Below are 20,629 nucleotides of genomic sequence, written 5' to 3' on the forward strand. Positions count from 1 at the left end.
ATCACTTCTCTAGCAGGTCGGGTTGCTGTAGTAGTTCGTTGATTGCGGTGAGGAACAGGGCACCGCGGTGGCCGTCGCTTGCCCGATGGTCGGCGGCGAGACTGGCGTGCACGCTATTGACCACTCGGATACCGCCGTCGATGACGCATACCCGCGGAGCCGGCTGGCCGAATCCGACGAGAGCCACCTGAGGTGGGTAGATGACGCCGAAGACGGTGTCGACGCCCTTGTCGCCCAGGTTGGTAACCGTGATGGTCGGGTCGGACATCTCCGAGCTGCGCAGCGAGAAGGAACGTGCGCGTGCGACCAGATCGGTGAGGTCGTCCATCAATTCATCGAGCTTCTTATCCGGAACGTCATGAATAGCCGGCGCCACGAGGCCGCCGCCGCGCAACGAGATCGCCACGCCGACATGGACTTTGGCAGCAGGCTCGAAGCCTTCTTCGCGCCAGAATCCGTTGAACTCACCGAACCGCTGTGCTGCGACACCGACGGCTTTCAGCAACAGGGCAGCGGGCAATACCCGTTCGTCGATGGAGCGCTGCGCGTTTCGCGCACTCAGCCACGTCAACGAGTGCTCGAGGAGGATTTCGTCGGCGAGGTAGTAGTGCGGAATCTCCCGCTTGGACCGACTCATCGCCGCCGCGATCGACTTTCGCATCTGGACGGCGCGGTCGGCCGGCGACGACTTGGGTTTCGGCTTGGCGGCCGGTTGCTCAGCGGACGCCGCGGCATGCTCGACGTCGCTGATGGTGACCGCTCCTTGCGGCCCGGAGCCGGTCACACCCTCGATGTCGACGTTGAGACTTTGTGCCAGGCGGCGGGCCGCCGGTGAGACCCAGCGGCGCCGCCGTGCGGCCGTCGGGGGAGCGGCGGCCTCCGCCGGCTCCTTGGGCGCCGCCGCCGTCTTCTCAGGTGCCACTGCCGCCACTGTCGTCTTTGGCGCGGCCTTCTTCGCCGGGCCGGTGCGCCCAGCGGGAGGCTTGGCGACCGCTTCGCCGGCTGCTGCCAGCGTGGCCAATACCGTTCCCACTTGGACGGTTTCACCGACGGGCACGATCAACTCGCTGACGGTTCCCTCGTGCCAGCATTCGATCTCGACGGCGGCTTTGGTAGTGTCGACGACCGCCACGATCTGGCCCCGCACCACCTTGTCGCCGGGCTTCACCAGCCATTCGATCAAGGTGCCTTCGTCCATATCGGAGCCCAGCGAGGGCATGGTGAACTCGATCATCGCCGGTCTCCGAATAGCCCGTGCACGGTGGCCACGATATCGGCGGTTTGCGGCAGGGCCGCCTGCTCGAGGTGTTTGGCGTAGGGCATCGGCACTTCGGTGCTGCACACGCGGGCAACTGGCGCGTCAAGCTCGTAGAAGGCGCCTTCCATTATTCGAGCCATGACTTCGGCCGCCAGACTTCCGCTGCGCCACGCTTCGTCGATCACGACGGCGCGGTGTGTCTTGGCGACAGACTCCAGAATGGTGTCCTCGTCAAGCGGCCGCAGCACACGCAGATCGATTACCTCGCAATCGATTCCGGCCAGGGACAGCTCGTTGGCGGCGTCGAGCGCTTTGGGGAGCGATCCGCCGTAGGCCACCACGGTGACGTCGCCGCCGGTCCGGCGGATCGCTGCCCGAGAGATATCGGTAGGGGCGAGAGCATCGATGTCGGAGGAGGTGTTGTAGAGCTGAACGTGTTCGAAGATCACCACCGGGTCAGGGTCGGCCAATGCTGGGCCGAGCATGCCGTATGCGTCCTCGACGGTGGCAGGAGACAGCACTTTGATGCCGGGTATGTGCGCGTACCACGGCTCCAGACTGTGCGAATGCTGCGCGCCGAGCTGGCGTCCGGCGCCGGTCGCCATCCGGACGACGAGCGGGACCGAGAACTGCCCGCCGGACATATGACGCAGGGCCGCAGCGGTATTGACGATCTGATCGAGTGCCAGCAGACTGAAGTTCACCGTCATCACTTCGACGATCGGACGGAGTCCGTTGAGGGATGCACCGATTCCGACGCCGACGAAGCCCAGTTCCGACAGTGGGGTGTCGCGCACCCGTTCGGGACCGAACTCCTCGAGCAGTCCTTTGGACGCCGCGTATGTTCCGCCGTAACGTCCGACGTCCTCACCCATGAGAACGACACGTTCGTCCTCGCGCAGGGCGTCGCGGATCGCATCGTGTACAGCGGTTCGATAGGTGGTTTTCATCGTGCCGGCTCCGGTGTCGGTTCTTCGAGCGTATTCCATTCGTCGTGGGAGGACGGTGTCATCACGTCGCGCTCGAGATCGTCGGTGTCCTCCCAGGTCCCCGCCTCCGCGTACGCCACGGCGGATTGGATCTCCTCGGCCGCGGCGTCCTCGATGCCACCCACGTCGTCTTCGGATATCGTGCCGTCGAGCAGGCACTGCTCGATGAACGACTGGATCGGGTCGCGCTCGCGCCACCGCTCGACCTCGGCCTTGTCCCGGTACAGCTCTGGGTCGAACATCGAATGCGCCCGGAACCGATAGGTGCGGAACTCGAGGAAGAAAGGCCCGCCGGTGGTGCGGACGTGCTCGGCACCCTGCTCGGCGGCGGCATGGCATGCCTGGACATCCATTCCATCGACAGCCAGCGTCGGAACCCGGTATGCCGCCGCCTTGAGGGTGAGATCGGTCTGCGACTGTGCCCGGTCCAATGCGGTTCCCATCGCGTAAAGGTTGTTCTCACAACAGAACAGCACCGGCAATTGCCACAGGACAGCCATATTTAAGGACTCGTGAAATGCGCCCTCGGCCACTGCGCCGTCGCCGAAATAGCATGCGGTGACCCGGCGACGCTGAAGCATTGCATCCGCGAGTGCAATGCCTACCGCCAGTGGCAGGCCGCCGGCGACGATCGCGTTGCCACCGTAGAAGCGCTTGGACGCATCGAACAGGTGCATCGACCCCCCACGTCCGCGTGAGCAGCCTTCCTGTTTGCCGTACATCTCGGCCATGATCGAAGTCATCGGGATACCACGCAACAGCGCATGCGCGTGCTCGCGATACGTCGCAACGACCGCGTCATCGTCGTTCAGGGCGCGCAGTGAGCCGGCGGCGACGGCTTCCTCTCCGACGTACAGATGCAGAAATCCGCGAATCTTGGCAGCGCTGTAGAGCTCTGCGCACTTTTCCTCCATGCGGCGCACGCGAACCATATCCGACAACAGTTCGTGCGCAAGCTTGGCATCGGTCATGACGGAACTCCCTCGGCCTGGTGATGAGCCTGCTGTTCGATTGTGGATGTATCGCCTTCGGGCAGCCCCAGTTCGCGTGCCTTCAGTAGCCGCCGCATGATCTTGCCGCTACTAGTGTGCGGTAACGACTCGACGAACTCGATCTCTTTGGGCGCCACCGCCGCTCCGAGGCGCTTGCGTGCGTGGCCGAGCAGTTGCAGCCGCAGCTCTTCGTCCCCGACCACACCGTTCTTGAGGGTGACGAAGGCCTTGACCAGTTCGCCGACGGTGGGATCGGGTTTGCCGATCACCGCGGCTTCGGCCACTGCCGGATGATCGGTGAGTGCGCTTTCGACTTCGAAGGGGCCGATGAGGTGTCCCGCGGACTTGATCACATCGTCTTTGCGTCCAACGAACCAGAAGTACCCGTCTACATCCTTCTTGGCCAGGTCTCCGGTCAGATAAAGCCCGTTTTCGAAGCACTTCTGATAGCGCTCCTGGGCATCGAGATAGCTGCGGAACATGGAGGGCCAGCCCGGTTTGATTGCGAGTTCGCCCTCGACCCCGGGTTCGTCGATGATCGTCGAGGTGCCATCGTCGTTGTGCCGCACGATATATGCGTCCACCCCGGGCAGCGGCCGGCCCATCGATCCGGGCTTGATGTCGAACGCGGGCGTGTTGGCGATCATGATGCCACCAGTCTCGGTCTGCCACCAGTTGTCGTGAATTGGCAAGCCCAACACTCGCTTTCCCCACCACACCGCTTCGGGATTGAGTGGCTCTCCCACGCTCGCAATGAAACGAAGACGCGGGAACTGGTAGTGCGACGGCAGTTCGGATCCCGTTTTGATCAGCATCCTGATCGCGGTGGGTGCCGTGTACCACACCGAAACGCCCTGTTCCTGCAGAATCGCATACCACCGTTCGGCGTCGAACTCCGCCTCGTCCACGATGGAGGTGACCCCGTGCAGCAGCGGACTGATGATGCCGTACGACGTTCCGGTGACCCAGCCGGGATCGGCTGTGCACCAATAGGTGTCGTCGGGATGTAAGTCGAGTGCATACAAGCCGGTCATGTAATGCATTGCGACAGCACCGTGTACGTGTAAAGCGCCTTTTGGCGTACCGGTGGTACCGCTGGTGAAATGCAGCAGCGCCGGATCATCGGCTGTGGTGGGTTCGATCGGTGTGTTCGCGTCGGCCGCGTTGATCCAATGCCAGAAGTTCAGCGTTCCTGGCGGCTGGCCGTCGGTTTTGTCCCCGTCGGTTGTCGGGTCGATGATCAGGATGTGCCGCAGCGACGGCAGTCGGTCGCGTACCTTGGTGATCTTGCGGTCGTAAAGTGCCTTGGTGGTGACCAGGACGTCGGCTTGACCGATGTTCACCCTGGTGGCAATCGGCTCCGGGCCGAAGGCCGAGAACAACGGAGAGACGACGCAGCCGTTTCGCAGCGCTCCCAGCACGGTTATGTAGAGCTCGGGGATGCGGCCCATGAGGGTGAAGACGCGGTTGCCCTTGTTGACTCCCAGCGAGCGCAGCACGCTCGAGAATTGTTTGATGAGGCGGTCGAGTTCGCCGTAGCTGAGGTCTCGGGTGGCGATCGCCCCGTCCCAGCCTTTGTCGGTGACAAACCTCAGCGCGGTGCGGTTCGCAGCCGGTCCTGTCGCATGCCGTTCCACCGCGGCATAAGCGATATTGCACTTGCCGGGTCCCATTCCTTCGCACAAGGCCGGCACATCAGACCAGTCGAACAGCGCTCGCGTCTGCTGGTAGTCGGTGAGGTTCGGCCGCACGCGGCGGTCGTGAGCTGTCTTATGGATGAGTTCCATTAGGGGTCCTAACGGCGTGGCCGGCGGTTCACTGCCTTTGCAGTCGCCGGGAGACCTTCATCGTTTTCCGCGCACTCGGTGCCGCAATAGAGACGAAAGTCATCAGTCGCGACGGGCTAGGGCTCCTTGGGACCAAAGACTCGTACCTTGGGTCCAACGACCCTGTTCCTGCGCGTCGAGGGTTTATACGGTCGGCGTTATGCAGAGCACGCACACCGACCCACAGTTCGGGCCCGAAAGCCCCTATCCAGGAGACGGGTGGGGGACCGGCGGCGATTTGCTCTCACCCGCGCCCCGGCCGCGACGCTGGCGCAAATGGCTCGCGGTGGCGGTGGCGGTGGTATCGATCTGTCTGGTCGTCGGCGCTGTCGCGGGCATCATGACGGCAAGGCAGACCAAGCGTGCCGCTACGTCGCATCCGGCGAGCGCCCCGGTGACGCCGCTGCAGGAATGGTGGCTGCGGGCTAGCGATGACTTCACCGAGGTCCAGCGTGCCTCCGTCGATGTGGTGCGCGCCGCGCGGGTCGGCTTTCCCGAGGCTTTGGAACCGGCATGTCTGCATCTGCACGACGCCGCCGAGGTCAAATTGCAGTCCCGATTGCCTTCTCCTGACGCAGAGCTGACGGCCGAGCTGCGGGGGGCCATCGAGGATTTTCATTCCGCTGCGCACATGTGTCTGTCCACCGTTGCCGGGGCTAAGACCAATTACCACAGCGAGTTCGTCGCCTATCTGTTCTTGGCGGACCGGCAGATGACCGCGGCTCAGGAGCGGATCAACAAGACCTTGATGCGAACTGCGTGAGGTGGCCCGGAAATGGCTGTGAATCACCTTCACCGTCCATCGTCGTCGGCGTCGATGGCTCGCGGACGGCAATCCAAGCGGCATTGTGGGCTGTCGATGAAGTAGTGAGCCGCGACATACCTTTGCGCCTGGTTTACGCGATCGAACCGGACGATACGCCGCAGAACCGCGTGGAACGCGCGGCCCGCAAACTGGCCATCGCAGAAAACGCCGTTCGCTATGTCTCGATGGCCGTGGAGGCCGAGGAGAAGCCGGTCAAGATCGAAGTCGAGATCGACCAGGAGTTCCCGACGGTCTCGTTGATCCGGGCTTCGGCGTCTGCGGCCATGGTGTGCGTCGGCGCCGTCGGCCTGCACCACTTCCGGCCGGAGCGGGCGGGTTCCACCGCCACCGCCCTTGCGGCATCGGCGCATTGCCCGGTGGCCATCATTCGCGGCCATGGCGGCCACGACGCGCGTGAAGGGCAGTGGATCGTCGTTGACGCATACGGGTCGGTCGACAACGATGCGGTGATGGGGTCTGCGATTCAGGAAGCGCGGCTGCGCCAGTTGCCCCTTCGGGTAGTGGTGAGCTACCGCCACGGGTCGGGCAGTGGCTTCGGCGCACAAGTCGGCACCGAGGACGGCGATCACCAGATGCTGTGCCACTTGGACCGTCGGCTAGCGCGGTGGCGGCGACGCTACCCCGATGTCGGCATCGATGCCGTGGTGTGGCATGGCACCTTGCTCGACTACCTGTCCGAGCACCGGCGGACGGTGCGGTTGGTCGTCGTCGGCATCCGCAACCGCGAGCAGCTCGAGCAACTGGTGGGGCCGTCGGGCAATGCGGTGCTGCAAAAGGCGGATTGCTCGGTGCTGGTCGTCGATCGGCAACATCTGTGAGGGTCGTCGGCGCTAGCTGAGCCGGACAGCGGGAGGGGCGTGAGCAATGACTCGAACGATGGTGGATACCGAAGTCATCAGTAGGGCACTGGAATTGGCGTGCCGGTCTCCCTCGCTGCACAACAGTCAGCCCTGGCGGTGGGTCGTTGGACGCATGAGTGTGGACCTGTTCACCGACCCGCACCGAATCGTGACCGAAGCCGACAGCTCGGGCCGCGAAGCGATCATCAGCTGCGGGGCAGTGCTGGACCACTTCAGGGTCGCCATGGCCGCGGCCGGCTGGGACTGCCAGGTCGACTACCTGCCCAACCCGAACAATCGTGACCACCTCGCCGCGATCGACTTCGTACATCTGGACTCTGTGGCCGAGGCCCGGCGCGACCGAGCCAAAGCGATATCGCAGCGCCGCACCGATCGGCGTCCGTTTCGCGCGCCGAAGGACTGGCCGTCGGTTGAACCATTGCTCTTCAGTTGCTATGACAGCGAATTGGCCACGCTCGAAGTTCTGCCCGACGAGGTGCGCCCGCAGCTCGCGGAGGCGTCGCGGCTCGCTGAGTCGCTGCGCCGGTATGACGACGAATATCAGCACGAATTGACTTGGTGGACTGAACCTTCCAGAGAGTCCGACGGGATACCGCACAGCGCGTTGCTATCCGAGTCGCAGGCCCGCCGAGTCGATGTGCAGCGCCGCTTTCCGGCCAAGTGGTACCAGGAGCGCGGTGCCTCCGGTGTGCAAGACGAGGGGAAGATCCTCCTGCTCACCACGCCCGCCGACACGCGCCTAGATGCGTTGAATTGCGGTCAGGCGCTGTCTTCTGTCCTGTTGGAGTGCACCATGGCCGGATTGGCAACCTGTCCGGTATCGCACCTCACCGAGGTCGAAACAAGCCGCGACATGGTGCGGCAGCTCAGCGGCGCCACTGAAGCGATGCCGCAGGTCTTGATTCGGGTCGGCATCGAACTTTCGGGCAAAAGCCCGCAGCCGACGCCGCGGCGACCGCTTAGCGATGTAGTGGAGATTCATCGTTAGCGTCCAGAAGTCCTGTCTTGAAACGGGACTCACGTCCCGTGAAGCCGCAAGCCGTCGCGAGGTCTATGGACCCAACGACCTGCCGACGGCCGGCCCTCGACGACGTCTGGCCGAGCTGCTCGACAGTTCATCCATCCGTTGGCGCTGCTGTTGTGGCTGGCGGCTGTTCTCGCGCTCGTGTCGGGCTCAATGGTGTTGGGGATCGCCATTTTCGCCGTCATCGTGCTTAACGCACTGGTGGGCTTCGTCCAGGAAGAGCACGCCGAGCACGCCGTCGAGGCGCTGAGCGCTTATCTGCCCCAGCGGGCTTGGATTCAGCGCGACGGCCATCGTGTTCGACGACAATGTCTTTCGCGGCGATTGTGGCGTGTCAGGTCGGTACGGCGCTGGCATCACGGACGGCGTGGGCATCGCTGAAGTCGGTTGGCCTCATGACCAATCCACTCGTGTTGAGTGGCATCGCGTTCGAGTTGATCTTTGCCGCCGCAGTGATCGACCTTCCCCCACTGCAATTCGTGTTCGACACTGCGGCTCCCGACCCATGGATGCTGCTCATGCTGTTGCCCATGCCATGGGATGTCTGGGGCATCGACGAGATCTACCGTTGGCGGTTGCGGCGCACAGGTGACTTCTGACCCTATTGGCGAGCCGTCTATCGCCGAAACAATGGCTCTGACCAGAGTTCGTCAAAGCGTATCTGGGCGCAAGGAAGTGATATGACACTCAGCCTAGGTGGACCGTTGACATTGATCGATTTCGATATTGATGCAATTGCATGCCAATTTCTCAGATCCGCATACGCAGATAAGACCTATATCGATTGGACGCTGGATCGGCGGCTCGAGGGATTTCTGCGCCGCGAGGGATTCGACCGTCTCTTCGAAGACGGCGATGCCTACGACCTGCTGCTTGACCGGGTCATGACCCACATCGGCCAAGCTCGCCGGACGCGGGCCGGCGAGCAGTGTGACCGACTAATGGCCTCGAAGAGGGGGACTTCGGTCCCTGTCGGCGACGGCGGCTGACTGGTCGAATGGATATCGAGAATCCACCAAACTCTATTAGGAGCCAATCATGAGTACGGTTCCCGCGCAGCGTGCGTCGAGGTCGTTCTTCCCCGACTTCCCGGACTTGCTCGCAGCTTTCCCGTCATTTGCCGGTCTGCATCCGGTCTTTGATACCCGCACTATGCGGCTCGAGGACGAAATGAAGGATGGCCGTTACGAGGTGCGCGCTGAAATCCCAGGTGTCGATCCGGCAAAGGACATCGATATCACCGTGCGCGACGGTCGGCTGACCATTAAGGCGGAGCGCCGCGAGAAGAAGGACTTCGACGGCCGATCGGAATTCTCCTACGGCTCCTTCGTTCGGTCTCTTTCGTTGCCGGACGGAGCCGACGACGGCGACATCAAGGCGACGTACGACAAAGGCATACTCGCCATTTCGGTGGCCGTTGCGCCGAAGAAGCCGGCCGAGCGGCGCGTTCAGATCCAATCCCCGAACTAGCCCGAATACGGTGTGAAATGACCACAGCAGCCAAGCTCAGCCGGCACTCACCGCGGCGTGTATTCAGAGACCGCCGCGAAGCCGGCCGGGTGCTGGCAACACTGCTGAGCGCCTACCGCAACCGCGAAGACGTCATAGTCCTCGGCTTGGCCCGGGGTGGAATACCTGTCGCGTGGGAGGTCGCGGCCGCGTTGCAGGCCCCCTTGGACGCGTTCATTGTGCGCAAGCTCGGCGCACCCGACCACGAAGAGTTCGCCGTTGGCGCGTTAGCCAGCGGTGGCCGTGTCGTCGTCAACGACGATGTGTTGCGCGGGCTGCGAATCACACCGCAGCAACTGCGTGACATCGCCGAGCGGGAGGGCCGCGAGCTCGTCAGGCGCGAGGCCGCTTATCGTGCGGGGCGCCCGCCCCTCGTGGTGACCGGCAAGACGGTGATTCTGGTCGACGATGGTTTGGCTACCGGAGCCAGCATGTTCGCCGCGGTGCAGGCGTTACGCGACGCCGAGCCCGCACACATCGTGATTGCAGTGCCGGCAGCTCCGGAATCCACCTGCCGGGAATTCGCGGGTTTGGTCGACGACATGGTTTGCGCGTCGATGCCGACTCCGTTTCTCGCGGTCGGTGAATCCTTCTGGGACTTCCGCCAAGTCACCGACGATGAAGTCCGGCAGCTCCTGTCGACTCCGACGGTAGGGGCCACCATTACCCCTGCTGCGGCGCCGACCGCGGCGGAGGTGATACGCAGGGTGGCGATCGACGCTCCCGGCGGTGTTCCGCCGTATGACACGCTCGAGGAGATCATCGGCGACGCGCGGATCGTGCTGATCGGCGAAAGTTCGCATGGCACCCACGAGTTCTACGAGGCTCGGGCGGCCATAACGAAATGGTTGATCGAGAACAAGGGCTTCTGCGCAGTTGCCGCGGAAGCGGACTGGCCTGATGCATATCGGGTCAATCGCTACGTCCGCGGCGTCGGCGAAGACAGAAACGCCGATGAGGCGCTGAGCGGTTTCGAACGATTTCCGGCCTGGATGTGGCGCAACGTCGTCGTGCGTGACTTCGTGGACTGGCTGCGCGCGCGCAACCAACGGTGCGCGGCAACCACTGGGCGACAGGCCGGCTTCTACGGTTTGGACCTCTACAGCCTGCACCGGTCGATGCAGGAAGTCATCAACTACCTCGACGGCGTCGACTCGAACGCGGCGGCGCGGGCGCGCGCTCGCTACGCGTGCTTCGATCACGCGTCAGCCGATGATGGTCAGGCATACGGCTTCTCGGCGGCGTTCGGCGCCGGACCCTCATGCGAGCGTCAGGCGATCGAGCAGCTCATCGACATGCAGCGCAACGCACTGGCCTATGCGCGGCGCGACGGCCTGCTTGCCGAAGACGAACTGTTCTACGCGCAGCAGAACGCTCAAACGGTCCGCAATGCGGAGGTGTATTACCGCGCAATGTTCAGCGGGCGGGTCACGTCCTGGAATCTACGCGATAAGCACATGGCGCAGACGTTGGAGGCGCTGCTTAAGCATCTGGACCGGCACGGCGACGGAGCCCGAATCGTGGTGTGGGCCCACAATTCTCATGTAGGGGACGCGCGGGCCACCGAAGTGGGGTCCGACGGACAGCTCACCCTCGGCCAGCTCGTTCGACAGCGATACGGTGATGACTCGCGCCTCATCGGGCTCAGCACGTTCACCGGCACGGTCACCGCCGCCAGTGAGTGGGGCGGAAATGCCGAGCGGAAGGTGGTGCGGCCGGCGCTCAACGGCAGCATCGAAGAACTGTTCCACGAGACCGGCAGGGATGCCTTCGTCGTATCGGCTGCGCTGAACCCGCAGGCCGCTGACCCGCTGGCCGTCGTTCGGCTGGGGCGTGCCATCGGGGTGATCTATCTTCCCGCGACCGAGCGGCAGAGCCACTACTTCCACGTCCGGCCCGCCGATCAGTTCGATGCCATGATCCATATCGACAAGACCCGCGCCCTCGAGCCTCTCGAGACTACGAGTTTGTGGATCGCCGGCGAGACTCCGGAAACTTACCCGAGCGGCCTGTAATCGAAATGATCAGTGCAGAAGCGGACTTTGACGGCCCGGCAGGCCAGGGTGCAACCGAACCGCGGATCGTCACGTTGACCATGAATCCGGCGCTCGACATCACCACAGACATCGGCGTGGTGCGTCCCATGGACAAGCTGCGTTGCGGTACACCTCGCCGCGATCCCGGCGGCGGCGGCATCAACGTCGCTCGGATACTGCGGGTTCTGGGCGGGTCGGTGTCGGCGATATTTCCGGCCGGCGGGCCCACAGGCAGTCTCATCACGGCTTTGTTGCGCGATGCGGGTGTGCCCTTTCAGGATGTGCCGATCGGGGAGGCGACGCGAGAAAGCTTCACTGTCAACGAGACCAGCACCGGTCGGCAATACCGGTTTGTGCTTCCCGGGCCGCGGCTGACACCGGCGGAACATAGGGAGTGTCTGGACAAACTACGGGCGGCCGCGGAATCAGCCGATTTCGTGGTAGCAAGCGGCAGCTTGCCCCCGGGGGTGCCAGCCGATTACTACCAACGGGTTTCCGACGTTTGCCGTCATGCGGGTGCCGTCCTGATTCTGGACACCTCCGGCGGCGGACTACGGCACATCTCGTCTGGGGTGTTCCTGCTGAAGGCGAGCCTGCGGGAATTGCGGGAATGCGTCGGACGCGAACTCCTCACCGAGACCGACCAATTGGCTGCCGCACAAGAACTCATCGAAGGCGGTCGTGCCCAAGTCGTAGTCGTGTCCTTGGGCGCCGGCGGCGCCTTGCTTGCGACACGCGATGGCGGACAGCGGTTTGCGGCGGTTTCGATGCCGAGCGGCAGCGGGGTGGGCGCCGGTGACGCGATGGTAGCCGCGATCACGATGGGCCTCAGTCGCCGATGGTCGCTGGTCGAATCGGTTCGGCTGGGGATTGCGGCAGGTGCGGCGATGCTGGTGACGCCCGGTACTGCGGCCTGTAATCGCGCCGATGTGGAGGACTTGTTCGAGCGGGTCGCCGATCCCACGGAGGTCGCTGCCGCAGCGCCGGCCGACGTGTGAGCCGTCTTGGCTGGTCGAGGACGAACGGCATCGCAGGTGAGGACGAACGACTCCTGCGCAGCCGGCGACGGGCGCAATAGCCTGACGTTGAGCGAATCGAACCAACCGGGAGCCGACATGAACCAGGTGGACGCCAAGTCGGTGGTCGTGGGCATCAATGGCTCGCAAGCCGCGGTCAATGCGGCTAAGTGGGCGATCGACGAGGCGATCAGCCGGCAGATGCCACTTCGACTCGTCTATGTGGTGAGGCGTTCAGGTGATGCCGCCGCATCGGCTCCTGCCTCCGATTGGGAGCTTGAACGTGGCGAAATGGCGCTCTCCCAGGCCGACTGCGCCGTACAGAACGCAGGTCGACCGATCGAGGTGGAAACCGCGATTCTGTCCGGCGACCCCGTCGAGGTGATGATCAACGAGTCGCACGATGCCGCGCTGGTGTGCGTCGGCACCGCGCGAAGGGGATGGGCAGCCGATGGGTTGCTGGGGCCAACCGCGGCCGGGTTGGTGGCGCGGGCGCACTGTCCGGTGGCCGTCATCCGAACCAATCCCGACGGATCGCCGACCGACGTCGGCGTGATCGCCGTTGTGCTCAACGATGATCCCGACAACGACGAAGTCGTACACCAGGCCATGGAAGAAGGACGGCGCCGCCACGCGGTGGTGCGGCAGATCGATCGACGCGTGGACAGCTGGGTACGCCGGTATCCGGATGTGCCAGTGCAGATCGTTGCCGCAGGCACCGGCGCCAAGGGCGCTGAAAATCACAGCAGCGCAATCGGATTGGCGGTGGTGGGTCAGGCCGATGCCAAGGAGCTTCCCGGCCTGGTTACGCCGAACTGCCATCCCATTTTGGGCTACCCGGATTGCTCGGTGCTGCTGCTGCGGCACTAGCCGCGAAAGCTCTATTTGCGCTGGGATTTCAACGTTTTGGATTGGTTGGTCCAAAACGGCCTTGTTTGCGCCATTATGAGACGTGAGAAGTTGACCGAAAACCTCAGGACTCTTACTTCGCATGCTGGGCTGGAAGGATTCGCAATGGTTAAGGTTTTCCTGGTCGATGACCATGAAGTCGTACGTCGCGGACTGGTCGACCTGCTTAGCTGCGACCCCGAACTCGAAGTCATCGGCGAGGCGGGCTCGGTGTCCGCGGCGATGGCCAGGATTCCGGCGTTGCGGCCCGACGTCGCCGTGCTCGACGTGCGCCTGCCCGACGGCAACGGCATCGAGCTGTGTCGCGACCTGCTTTCGGCTGTTCCTGACTTGCGGTGCCTCATGCTGACGTCGTTCACCTCTGACGAAGCGATGCTGGAGGCGATTCTGGCCGGGGCCAGCGGCTACGTCGTCAAAGACATCAAGGGTATGGAGCTGGCGCGGGCCATCAAAGAAGTCGGAGCCGGTAAATCGCTGCTGGATAACCGGGCCGCCGCCGCCCTGATGGCCAAGCTGCGCGGCGGCACCGAGCAGAAGGACCCTTTGGCGGGATTGAGCGAGCAGGAACGGACTCTGCTTGGACTACTCAGCGAGGGCTTGACCAATCGGCAGATCGCGGCGCGGATGTTCCTGGCCGAGAAAACGGTGAAGAACTATGTCTCGCGATTGCTGGCCAAGCTCGGCATGGAGAGGCGGACCCAAGCAGCGGTTTTCGCGTCGAAGTTGGGCCAAAAGTCGACTTCGCCAGGCGCCGGCAGCTAATTCGTGCATCTAGGCAAAAATTAACTGATCTTGCCAAATTGGGTCGTCGGGTGCCGGCACACTACAGCGAAGTAGTTCAGCTGGCCGGGTAACTTGGCCGTCTGAACGCAATGCGAGTACGCTGGCCGACGGCACCTCGGGGGTGCTGCTGCAATGACAGCTGCCTTAACGCCCAGGTGTCGTGGAGGTATCGGGTGGCCAACGAGGAAAGCGGCTCGGCGTTTGCTGGGTTGGGTCAGCCAGGACTCGTGAACCGAATGCACGCGCAGCTCGACGAGCTGCTGGCGGCGCGCGATCAGATGGAGCAGTTGCTGCGGGTGATCGTAGAGATCGGTTCGGATCTTGATTTAGAGGCGACGTTGCACCGCATAATCCTGGCGGCCAGGGAATTGACCAGTGCTCCGTACGGCGCCCTGGCAGTCCGTGATCCCGAAGGCACCCTGCTTTCGTTCGTCCACGGGGGCATGGACCCCGATACGGTTGGGCGGATCGGGCATCTGCCAGTCGGTAAGGGCGTGCTGGGCGTATCGCTGGTCGAAACTCCCGCGCTGCGACTGGACGATCTGACCATGCATCCGGCCGCTGTCGGCTTCCCCGAGCACCATCCGCCCATGCGCGCGTTCCTCGGGGTGCCGATCACGATCCGTGGAACGGTTTTCGGCAGCCTGTATCTGACCCATGTCGATCCGGAACGGGCGTTCTCCGAATCGGACGACAAGCTGCCTGCCGAGACCACAAACGCTTCGACCACCGTCGCCTGCTCGTAGCCCTCGACTTCCACCCGCCATTCGTATATGCCTGGCTCCAGCGGGATTCCGGCCGGAATATTGAGGGTGAGCGGCATCCGAACCGACGTACCGTGGATCGCCCCCGGCGGACGACCCGCCTCGGCCGCGGCCTCGAACAGCATCCGCTGCGGCCCTTGTGGCCCGGGCACCACCACCGCTTCGCCGTCGGTGGTCAGCAATTGGCAGGTCAGCTTGTGCTGTTTGTTCGTCTCATCCCAGTCGATATCGAGAAACAGCACCAAAGCGAAAGGCGGCGTAGGTGTTTGGCACTGTCGCCAGCCGAGCCCGAGAGCGTGAACCTTCCCCGATTGAGCGTCAGCCTGGGCAGCATCTGCGAGAAACAGGCTGACCTTCATTCGGCTGCCGGCACCGCGCTGGGGTGTATAACTGCGAGATCCTGCCCTGCGATTGCTGCCGTCACGAGATCGATCAGATCCACGTCCTGCTCCCAATCCGTATGCAATTACTCGGCAGGATCATACGCCGCGAACCCGCCACCCAATCATGCGGTTTTGCGGCTGGCCGCAACGCTACTTCCCGGGTGGTAGCTGGCGGGGGCCTTCCGGCGAGCTCAGCTCCGGCGGTCCGTCCCGGCCGACCAGAGCCCGGTCATCGCGTGCGTTCGAGCCGACCGACAGCCCAGCCATGTCCCGGGCAGGCACATGCTCGAGCGACGGGCGGTCACGGTACGCGTCCAGCCGACCCTCATTGCCGCCAACTGCGCCCGTACCCGCGTAATCGCCGTGTCCGCGCGACGATTCAATCCGATTGGTTTCCGCTCGGTTCTCCGCCGCCGCCGACGACGACGCGGTCAGCTGCTGCTCGCCGGGATCGGAGCTCTCGGAGTTGACTGTCACCTTGCGGGTGCGCTTGAACGAGAAGGCGATCTCCTCAACCTCTTCGAACACCTGGCGGGCGCTGCGCAGCGGCTGGGTGGTGTTGTCGATGACCTTGGCGACGAACGGCGGCACCAGCGGGCGAATCCACCGGGCTGCGGCCTTGGTGGCATCGGGAATCGAGGGAATCAATGGGGCTCCGCGCTCCTGTTGGGGTTCGTGTTCTTCGTGGGGTTCGACGGCGCCGGCAGATTCGATCTGTGCAGGCAGATTTTCCGGCACCTCGCCGCGGTCGGGCTGTGCCGCGGCGGGCAACTCGGCGACTGCCCGGCTGGCGGCCTCGGCTTCGGCGGCGATCGGCAGATACATGTCTTCCTCCACTGGCTCGAAGGTACGCTGCGACGACGCGTGCACTGGGCCGTCGAGCGCTTCGATGACTCGACGGCGTTGGTGTTCGCGATCGATTTCGGCCTGGGCCTCGATGGCAAGGCGGGTCTGGGTGAGTTGATGTTCAGCCCACATGATTTCGGCGGCCCGACGGACTTCGGCCCGCTTGATCGCGATGGCGGTGTCGGCCTCCAATTCGGCACGTTCCTGCTCCGCCCGGGCGGCCGCGTGCCGATCGTGGGTCGTCTCGCCGCGCCACAGGCGCAGGATCAACGGCAGCAGGTACAGCAGCGCGAAGAACGCGACGATCAGCGCTCGCAGTACCAGCGGGCCAACGGCGGCAAGCGTCAGGCCGTTCATGGCGACCCACCTGGTGCCTAAGCCGCGACTTGCGTCGGCAACCACGCCGTGCCGCGCAGCGGCCACGGCCTGCTCGTCTTGGGCGACCTTGGCGTCCAGCTCGGGAGCCTGACGGTCGCGCGCGGCCACCGCGTTGTCCAATTCGCGCTGCGCGTCGGCGAGAAGCTGGTTAGCCGTGCGCGTTTCGGGTCCCTGACCGGGAACCCCGGTGATGCGGGTTTGCGGGCAGGCCGGGCTGGGGTTGTATTCACAGCGCGCGATGACCAACGCCCGGTCCAGCCGGCCGCGGGCCTGCTCGACGGTGTTGTCGAGCGAAGCCCGCGCGGTGCGCGCCTGTTGCAGCGAGAGCGAGGCTTGCGCGACAGCCGGCACCGAATCGGCATTGCTCAGAGCCTGCTCATCGAGTCGGTGGTCGATAGAGCCGGAAAATGCCACAAGCGCAGCAAGTTCGCCGACCACGACACCCACCGCCACCGCGACCGCGGCACGGCCCGCAATGCCGGCCCGGCCCCGGGCGGGGCCGCTGGCGGTACCGCGAATCACCGACCCGACCAGCAGACCGAAGACAAGCGTCGACGCGAGCACGGCCCAGAGCGGCCAGCGCACCGACTCGCTGACGGCCAGGCTCGCAATCAGCCACGCCAGCCCGGCGCCCAGTGCAACAACCGCCCCGGCTACCGCGTGCGTGGACCGCTCGTGACGCTCGGCCAATTCACGCGAGTGGCCGCCGCCGAGCCAGGTGAGTAACCCCTCGATCCGTGCCAGGGGCGAGCGCTGCTCAGGAACTTCATGGGCGCACATGGGACTCAAATACCTCCAAGTGCTCCAGCCTGGCAGGCCTCCGGCCGACACACCGAATCGAAGGCGCCCCTTGTGGTGTTGTTCACAACTGAACGTTGCGTGACGCAGATCACACCCTTGGGGCACTCGGAGGCGGCGCTGGGGCCGGTCTGAGTGGGCTTGTGAGCCGGTTGGAAAACGTTTCGAGGCCGTGTTTCGGCGTCGATTTCCTGCGACGCGAGCGGATCAGCGACCGTTGGGGCTGGCGACATGAGACGGTATAAATCTATGCAAAATCACGACTTCCTCACCTACGAAGACTTCGGCCGCAGATTCTTCGAAGTCGCCGTCACCCCGGACCGGGTCGCTGCCGCGTTCGCCGACATCGCCGGCAGCGAGTTCGCCATGGAGCCGATCGCGCAGGGGCCCGGCGGAATTGCGAAGGTCAGTGCGAATGTCAAGATCCAGGAGCCCCGGGTGACCCGCAAGCTCGGCGACCTGATCACCTTTGTCATCCACATTCCGCTGTCGATCGATCTCCTTCTCGACCTGCGCCTGGATAAACAGCGATTCAAGGTCGCCGGAGACATCGCGCTGCGGGCGACCGCCCGCGCCGCCGATCCGCTGCTGCTGATCGTCGACGTCTCCAAACCACGGCCGTCCGATATCACGGTCAACGTGTCGTCCAAATCCATTCGCGGCGAGGTGTTGCGGATTCTGGCCGGTGTCGACGGCGAGATTCGGCGTTTCATAGCCCAGTACGTCGCCGAGGAAATTGATACGCCGCAATCGCAAGCCGCCCAGGTCATCGATGTCGCCACCCGGCTGGACGCCGCCTGGACCGGGATCTAGAAATGCCTCGGGTACCTGGCGGTACCTGCCACAGATTCTGTTGTCCGGCAAAGCCTTCGGTCAGCACGCGGAACCCAGGTGCCAGTTTTGCAGCCAACCCGAATCTGATCGCGGCGTCGGCCAAGGACGCGATCGAGCACTTCGTCACGACGGCCGGCGCCTACTACCAGGTCTGCCTCAGTCGACGCCGTCGGCGCTGACGCCGCGGGTGGCCGGGCGGGATGAAATCCGCGCTCGGTGTTTACCGCGTCGCGTCGCCTGGGTAACTAATTCGGACGATCAGGCCCGGCCTGGCCACCATCGCAGCGCAGGAGGAGCGGGTTAACGCATGGCGCAGGTAGACGTTTCAACCACATCCGATCTGGACCCGGCGTCCGCCTGGAAGCTGGCGTCCGACCTGCAGCGATTCGATGAGTGGCTGACGATTTTCGGCGGGTGGCGCGGTGAGGTGCCCGCAGAGATCGAACAGGGCACCTGCATTTCGTCGTGCATCAAGGTCAAAGGCTTCCGCAATATCATCAACTGGGAAGTCACTCGCTACGACGAACCGAAATCCATTGAGCTGCAAGGTCGCGGCCGGGGTGGGATACGGATCGGGCTGAAAATGACAGTAGCCGACGACAAGCCGGGGTCGACTTTTCATCTCGTCGCCGATCTCAAGGGCGGTCTGCTCGGCGGTCCAGTCGGCAAACTCGTGGCCAGAGTGCTGCGCTCGGATGTGCGGAATTCGATCGATAACCTCGCAGCCTTGCAGTAACGGCCTTGCAGCCACCGGACAGACCTACCGCACGGGCCGGTTGGAGCGGGGCCGGTTGGGGTGATCCAAACTCCATTCCCGCTCGGCTTGGCGAACTCGCCGGCGTTCCATGGAGAGCCATGCCAAACCGGCGCCGAAGACCAGCATTCCGCCGATCGCGGTGGCGATTCCGACAGTGACTTGGCCAAAAGCGAAATTGGCCACGCAAACCACGAAAACCAGCGCGGCGCCCACGACCACGACCAGTCCGGGCAGCCGCTCTACGTCCTCGATCTGTTGGCCGGCGTATGGAGTTGAGTCGACCCGACGGCGCGAGATATCACCCATGAACGTCTCCTCTGCTATCGCCTTCAATAGCTGAGGCGCCGACCCGAACGGCACCCGGCCGGCCTCGACCGGCCTGCGTAGGGCATTGTCAGGAATTACCCGAAATGCCGCGGGAACAAACGACTTCGAATCATGCCCATGGCCGCAGCCGGCGCACCGGACGGGTCTCAATGGCATTGATCGCCAAGGCGCGATGGCTGATCCGCCACCCCGCATCGGTCAACTCATACTCGTCGTCGTAGCGCAGATGCCACACCACATCGACGATTTCGTCTGAACGCGTGTTCCAATGGTGTGCGATGCAGCTGATCCGGCCACGGGCGACGCCGGCGCGCGAACCTTCGTCGTACACCTCACCGACGATCGCGTGCTCCGTGCGTAAGACCCGAGCGACGGCGGACACCGCACCGGCGATGGCCGCGCGCCCCCGATGAGTGTGGACGGGTTCCAGCATGGCGGGCGGGTCGGGCACCAACAGTTCCGCCGATTCAGTGAAAAGTGCTGCAGCAGTATCGAATTGACGGTCATCCACGCAAACGGCATATCGGTGTACCAGGTCGGAGAGGGCGGCCCGTTCGATTACTGAAAAGGCCATCAAGACGCCAACGACAGCCGTTGCGCGCACGCCGAAAGGATGTCCTTGGCCTGCTCGATATCGGTGGTGGGCGGCATAGCGAGCACGATCCGGTCGGCGCCTTGATCGACCAGACCGGCGGCACGTTCGGCATCGATCTTGGTGACGAGGTGGCCCAGGGAGATCTCGAGGCTCGCCGGATTCCGGCCTGCGGCCGACGCTTCGGCGCGCATCAGCTCGATCAGCTCAGCCAATTGGGCGCCGCTGACGCCCAGCGGCTGGAATCCGTCGCCGAACCGTCCGGCACGCCGGGCGGCCGCCCTGGTGTGTCCACCGATGTGAATAGGGAGTCGCGCAACGGGTTTGGGATAGCACATGGCGTTGTCGAAGCTGAAGAACTCGCCGTGAAAAGACGCGCCGTGCGGCTGGTCGGCCCACAGCGCCCGCAGCACGGCCAACTGCTCGTCGGCGCGTCGGCCCCGGTTGCCGAAGTCTGCACCGCAGGCTTCGAGCTCCTCCTTGAGCCAACCCACACCCACGCACAGTCGCAATCTGCCGGCCGAAAGTGCGTCCACGGTGGCGGCGCGTTTGGCGAGCACCACCGGATGATGGTTGGGCAGCACCAGGACTCCGGTGGCCAGGGTGAGCCGGGTGGTCCGGCCGGCCAAGAATGCAAGCAGATCGAGGGGGTCGGGGATCGGGCAGTCCGGCGTCAGCCCGACCCGCCCGGAACTGTCATAGGGATACACACTGTCGTAGCGGGTGACTAAGACGGTGTGCTCGACGACGATGATCGATTCGAAGCCGCACGCCTCGAGGTGCTGGGCGAAGGCCGTCATCCACTCCGGGTCGGCGGTAACACCGTCGGCAACCGGGACCACGACCCCGGCCTTCAGCGGGACGTTCATGAGAACCGAAGCTACAGGCGGGCTGTCCGTCGACCCTACGCGGTTCGCTGCGC

Annotated in this window: 21 protein-coding genes and 3 pseudogenes; 15 read left to right on the forward strand and 9 right to left on the reverse strand. The window is 64.2% G+C overall.

Going from position 1 to position 20,629, the window contains the following annotated elements; genetic code table 11:
• Position 1: 1 nt before the first annotated feature.
• From AWC27_RS24580 to acsA, 4 genes are read right to left on the reverse strand one after another with little or no spacing between them, the layout of a single operon-like run.
• On the reverse strand, positions 2-1,234 hold the full coding sequence (locus tag AWC27_RS24580; protein WP_085672865.1) for a dihydrolipoamide acetyltransferase family protein: 1,233 nt from the start codon (positions 1,232-1,234) through the stop codon (positions 2-4).
• Positions 1,231-2,208 carry an alpha-ketoacid dehydrogenase subunit beta gene (locus tag AWC27_RS24585; protein WP_085672866.1) on the reverse strand — a complete coding sequence of 326 codons (978 nt, stop codon included), beginning with the start codon at positions 2,206-2,208 and terminating at the stop codon, positions 1,231-1,233. The genes AWC27_RS24580 and AWC27_RS24585 overlap by 4 nt, the downstream gene beginning before the upstream one ends.
• The gene (gene pdhA, locus AWC27_RS24590; protein WP_085672867.1) at positions 2,205-3,218 is read right to left on the reverse strand and encodes a pyruvate dehydrogenase (acetyl-transferring) E1 component subunit alpha; all 1,014 of its coding nucleotides are present in this window, start codon (positions 3,216-3,218) and stop codon (positions 2,205-2,207) included. The genes AWC27_RS24585 and pdhA overlap by 4 nt, the downstream gene beginning before the upstream one ends.
• Positions 3,215-5,026 carry an acetate--CoA ligase gene (gene acsA / locus AWC27_RS24595; protein WP_085672868.1) on the reverse strand — a complete coding sequence of 604 codons (1,812 nt, stop codon included), beginning with the start codon at positions 5,024-5,026 and terminating at the stop codon, positions 3,215-3,217. The genes pdhA and acsA overlap by 4 nt, the downstream gene beginning before the upstream one ends.
• A 199-nt stretch (positions 5,027-5,225) precedes the next feature.
• On the opposite strand from acsA, the gene AWC27_RS24600 reads away from it, so the two are divergent.
• From AWC27_RS24600 to AWC27_RS24655, 13 genes and pseudogenes are all read left to right on the forward strand, one after another.
• Positions 5,226-5,828: a hypothetical protein gene (locus AWC27_RS24600; protein WP_085672869.1), complete on the forward strand. Its 603-nt coding sequence runs from the start codon at positions 5,226-5,228 to the stop codon at positions 5,826-5,828.
• Entirely contained in the window at positions 5,825-6,709 is an 885-nt protein-coding gene (locus AWC27_RS24605) for a universal stress protein (protein WP_085672870.1), read from the forward strand. Before AWC27_RS24600 ends, AWC27_RS24605 begins: the two co-directional genes overlap by 4 nt.
• Before the next feature lie 46 nt (positions 6,710-6,755).
• Positions 6,756-7,739, forward strand: a complete 984-nt coding sequence (locus AWC27_RS24610; protein ID WP_085672871.1) for an Acg family FMN-binding oxidoreductase — start codon at positions 6,756-6,758, stop codon at positions 7,737-7,739.
• Positions 7,732-7,854: pseudogene (locus AWC27_RS33380) on the forward strand (cation-transporting P-type ATPase); the annotation flags it as partial. The gene AWC27_RS24610 and the pseudogene AWC27_RS33380, both read left to right, overlap by 8 nt.
• 23 nt (positions 7,855-7,877) lie before the next feature.
• Entirely contained in the window at positions 7,878-8,156 is a 279-nt protein-coding gene (locus AWC27_RS32440) for a hypothetical protein (RefSeq protein WP_139837198.1), read from the forward strand.
• Complete coding sequence (locus AWC27_RS24620) at positions 8,084-8,374, forward strand: cation transporting ATPase C-terminal domain-containing protein (RefSeq protein ID WP_085672872.1); 291 nt, start codon at positions 8,084-8,086, stop codon at positions 8,372-8,374. Before AWC27_RS32440 ends, AWC27_RS24620 begins: the two co-directional genes overlap by 73 nt.
• A gap of 105 nt (positions 8,375-8,479) precedes the next feature.
• Complete coding sequence (locus AWC27_RS24625; RefSeq protein WP_245847509.1) at positions 8,480-8,764, forward strand: hypothetical protein; 285 nt, start codon at positions 8,480-8,482, stop codon at positions 8,762-8,764.
• 49 nt (positions 8,765-8,813) lie between these two features.
• A complete protein-coding gene (locus tag AWC27_RS24630; RefSeq protein WP_085672873.1) occupies positions 8,814-9,245 on the forward strand; it encodes an HSP20 family small heat-shock protein in 432 nt (143 codons plus the stop codon).
• Between the two features lie 17 nt (positions 9,246-9,262).
• Positions 9,263-11,299 carry an erythromycin esterase family protein gene (locus AWC27_RS24635; protein WP_085672874.1) on the forward strand — a complete coding sequence of 679 codons (2,037 nt, stop codon included), beginning with the start codon at positions 9,263-9,265 and terminating at the stop codon, positions 11,297-11,299.
• Positions 11,300-11,304: 5 nt separating this feature from the next.
• A complete protein-coding gene (locus tag AWC27_RS24640; RefSeq protein ID WP_211281708.1) occupies positions 11,305-12,318 on the forward strand; it encodes a 1-phosphofructokinase family hexose kinase in 1,014 nt (337 codons plus the stop codon).
• Between the two features lie 117 nt (positions 12,319-12,435).
• On the forward strand, positions 12,436-13,206 hold the full coding sequence (locus AWC27_RS24645) for a universal stress protein (protein WP_085672875.1): 771 nt from the start codon (positions 12,436-12,438) through the stop codon (positions 13,204-13,206).
• Positions 13,207-13,350: 144 nt separating this feature from the next.
• Positions 13,351-14,007, forward strand: a complete 657-nt coding sequence (locus AWC27_RS24650; RefSeq protein ID WP_085672876.1) for a response regulator — start codon at positions 13,351-13,353, stop codon at positions 14,005-14,007.
• A 257-nt stretch (positions 14,008-14,264) separates the two neighbouring features.
• Positions 14,265-14,723 (forward strand): annotated as a pseudogene (locus AWC27_RS24655) (GAF domain-containing protein); the annotation flags it as partial.
• A 5-nt stretch (positions 14,724-14,728) separates the two neighbouring features.
• On the opposite strand, the pseudogene AWC27_RS24660 reads toward AWC27_RS24655, so the two are convergent.
• Positions 14,729-15,151: pseudogene (locus AWC27_RS24660) on the reverse strand (DUF6941 family protein); the annotation flags it as partial.
• A 174-nt stretch (positions 15,152-15,325) separates the two neighbouring features.
• Positions 15,326-17,179: a DUF4407 domain-containing protein gene (locus tag AWC27_RS24665; RefSeq protein WP_085672877.1), complete on the reverse strand. Its 1,854-nt coding sequence runs from the start codon at positions 17,177-17,179 to the stop codon at positions 15,326-15,328.
• A 267-nt stretch (positions 17,180-17,446) separates the two neighbouring features.
• Between AWC27_RS24665 and AWC27_RS24670 the strand changes: the two genes are divergently transcribed.
• Together AWC27_RS24670 and AWC27_RS24675 are read left to right on the forward strand one after the other, a co-directional pair.
• Positions 17,447-18,010 carry a hypothetical protein gene (locus AWC27_RS24670; protein WP_085672878.1) on the forward strand — a complete coding sequence of 188 codons (564 nt, stop codon included), beginning with the start codon at positions 17,447-17,449 and terminating at the stop codon, positions 18,008-18,010.
• 328 nt (positions 18,011-18,338) lie between these two features.
• Positions 18,339-18,767 (forward strand): type II toxin-antitoxin system Rv0910 family toxin, encoded by a 429-nt coding sequence (locus AWC27_RS24675; protein ID WP_085672879.1) that lies wholly within the window; start codon positions 18,339-18,341, stop codon positions 18,765-18,767.
• Between the two features lie 24 nt (positions 18,768-18,791).
• On the opposite strand, the gene AWC27_RS24680 is transcribed toward AWC27_RS24675, so the two are convergent.
• The 3 genes from AWC27_RS24680 to AWC27_RS24690 form a co-directional block, all read right to left on the reverse strand.
• Positions 18,792-19,094, reverse strand: a complete 303-nt coding sequence (locus AWC27_RS24680) for a LapA family protein (RefSeq protein ID WP_245847512.1) — start codon at positions 19,092-19,094, stop codon at positions 18,792-18,794.
• A 130-nt stretch (positions 19,095-19,224) separates the two neighbouring features.
• Positions 19,225-19,689, reverse strand: coding sequence for a nuclear transport factor 2 family protein (locus AWC27_RS24685; protein WP_085672880.1), 465 nt, complete (start codon positions 19,687-19,689; stop codon positions 19,225-19,227).
• On the reverse strand, positions 19,689-20,564 hold the full coding sequence (locus tag AWC27_RS24690; protein WP_085672912.1) for an LLM class F420-dependent oxidoreductase: 876 nt from the start codon (positions 20,562-20,564) through the stop codon (positions 19,689-19,691). Before AWC27_RS24690 ends, AWC27_RS24685 begins: the two co-directional genes overlap by 1 nt.
• Positions 20,565-20,629 lie beyond the last annotated feature (65 nt).

The sequence above is a fragment of the Mycobacterium szulgai genome (genome assembly GCF_002116635.1).
In the GTDB taxonomy this organism is placed as follows: domain Bacteria; phylum Actinomycetota; class Actinomycetes; order Mycobacteriales; family Mycobacteriaceae; genus Mycobacterium; species Mycobacterium szulgai.

Coding starts and splice junctions, on each gene's coding strand:
- AWC27_RS24580 (WP_085672865.1), bottom strand. CDS start 1,234: ATGATCGAGTTCACCATGCCCTCGCTGGGCTCCGATATGGACGAAGGC.
- AWC27_RS24585 (WP_085672866.1), bottom strand. CDS start 2,208: ATGAAAACCACCTATCGAACCGCTGTACACGATGCGATCCGCGACGCC.
- pdhA (WP_085672867.1), bottom strand. CDS start 3,218: ATGACCGATGCCAAGCTTGCGCACGAACTGTTGTCGGATATGGTTCGC.
- acsA (WP_085672868.1), bottom strand. CDS start 5,026: ATGGAACTCATCCATAAGACAGCTCACGACCGCCGCGTGCGGCCGAAC.
- AWC27_RS24600 (WP_085672869.1), top strand. CDS start 5,226: ATGCAGAGCACGCACACCGACCCACAGTTCGGGCCCGAAAGCCCCTAT.
- AWC27_RS24610 (WP_085672871.1), top strand. CDS start 6,756: ATGACTCGAACGATGGTGGATACCGAAGTCATCAGTAGGGCACTGGAA.
- AWC27_RS24620 (WP_085672872.1), top strand. CDS start 8,084: ATGTCTTTCGCGGCGATTGTGGCGTGTCAGGTCGGTACGGCGCTGGCA.
- AWC27_RS24630 (WP_085672873.1), top strand. CDS start 8,814: ATGAGTACGGTTCCCGCGCAGCGTGCGTCGAGGTCGTTCTTCCCCGAC.
- AWC27_RS24635 (WP_085672874.1), top strand. CDS start 9,263: ATGACCACAGCAGCCAAGCTCAGCCGGCACTCACCGCGGCGTGTATTC.
- AWC27_RS24640 (WP_211281708.1), top strand. CDS start 11,305: ATGATCAGTGCAGAAGCGGACTTTGACGGCCCGGCAGGCCAGGGTGCA.
- AWC27_RS24645 (WP_085672875.1), top strand. CDS start 12,436: ATGAACCAGGTGGACGCCAAGTCGGTGGTCGTGGGCATCAATGGCTCG.
- AWC27_RS24650 (WP_085672876.1), top strand. CDS start 13,351: ATGGTTAAGGTTTTCCTGGTCGATGACCATGAAGTCGTACGTCGCGGA.
- AWC27_RS24665 (WP_085672877.1), bottom strand. CDS start 17,179: ATGTGCGCCCATGAAGTTCCTGAGCAGCGCTCGCCCCTGGCACGGATC.
- AWC27_RS24670 (WP_085672878.1), top strand. CDS start 17,447: ATGCAAAATCACGACTTCCTCACCTACGAAGACTTCGGCCGCAGATTC.
- AWC27_RS24675 (WP_085672879.1), top strand. CDS start 18,339: ATGGCGCAGGTAGACGTTTCAACCACATCCGATCTGGACCCGGCGTCC.
- AWC27_RS24680 (WP_245847512.1), bottom strand. CDS start 19,094: ATGGGTGATATCTCGCGCCGTCGGGTCGACTCAACTCCATACGCCGGC.
- AWC27_RS24685 (WP_085672880.1), bottom strand. CDS start 19,689: ATGGCCTTTTCAGTAATCGAACGGGCCGCCCTCTCCGACCTGGTACAC.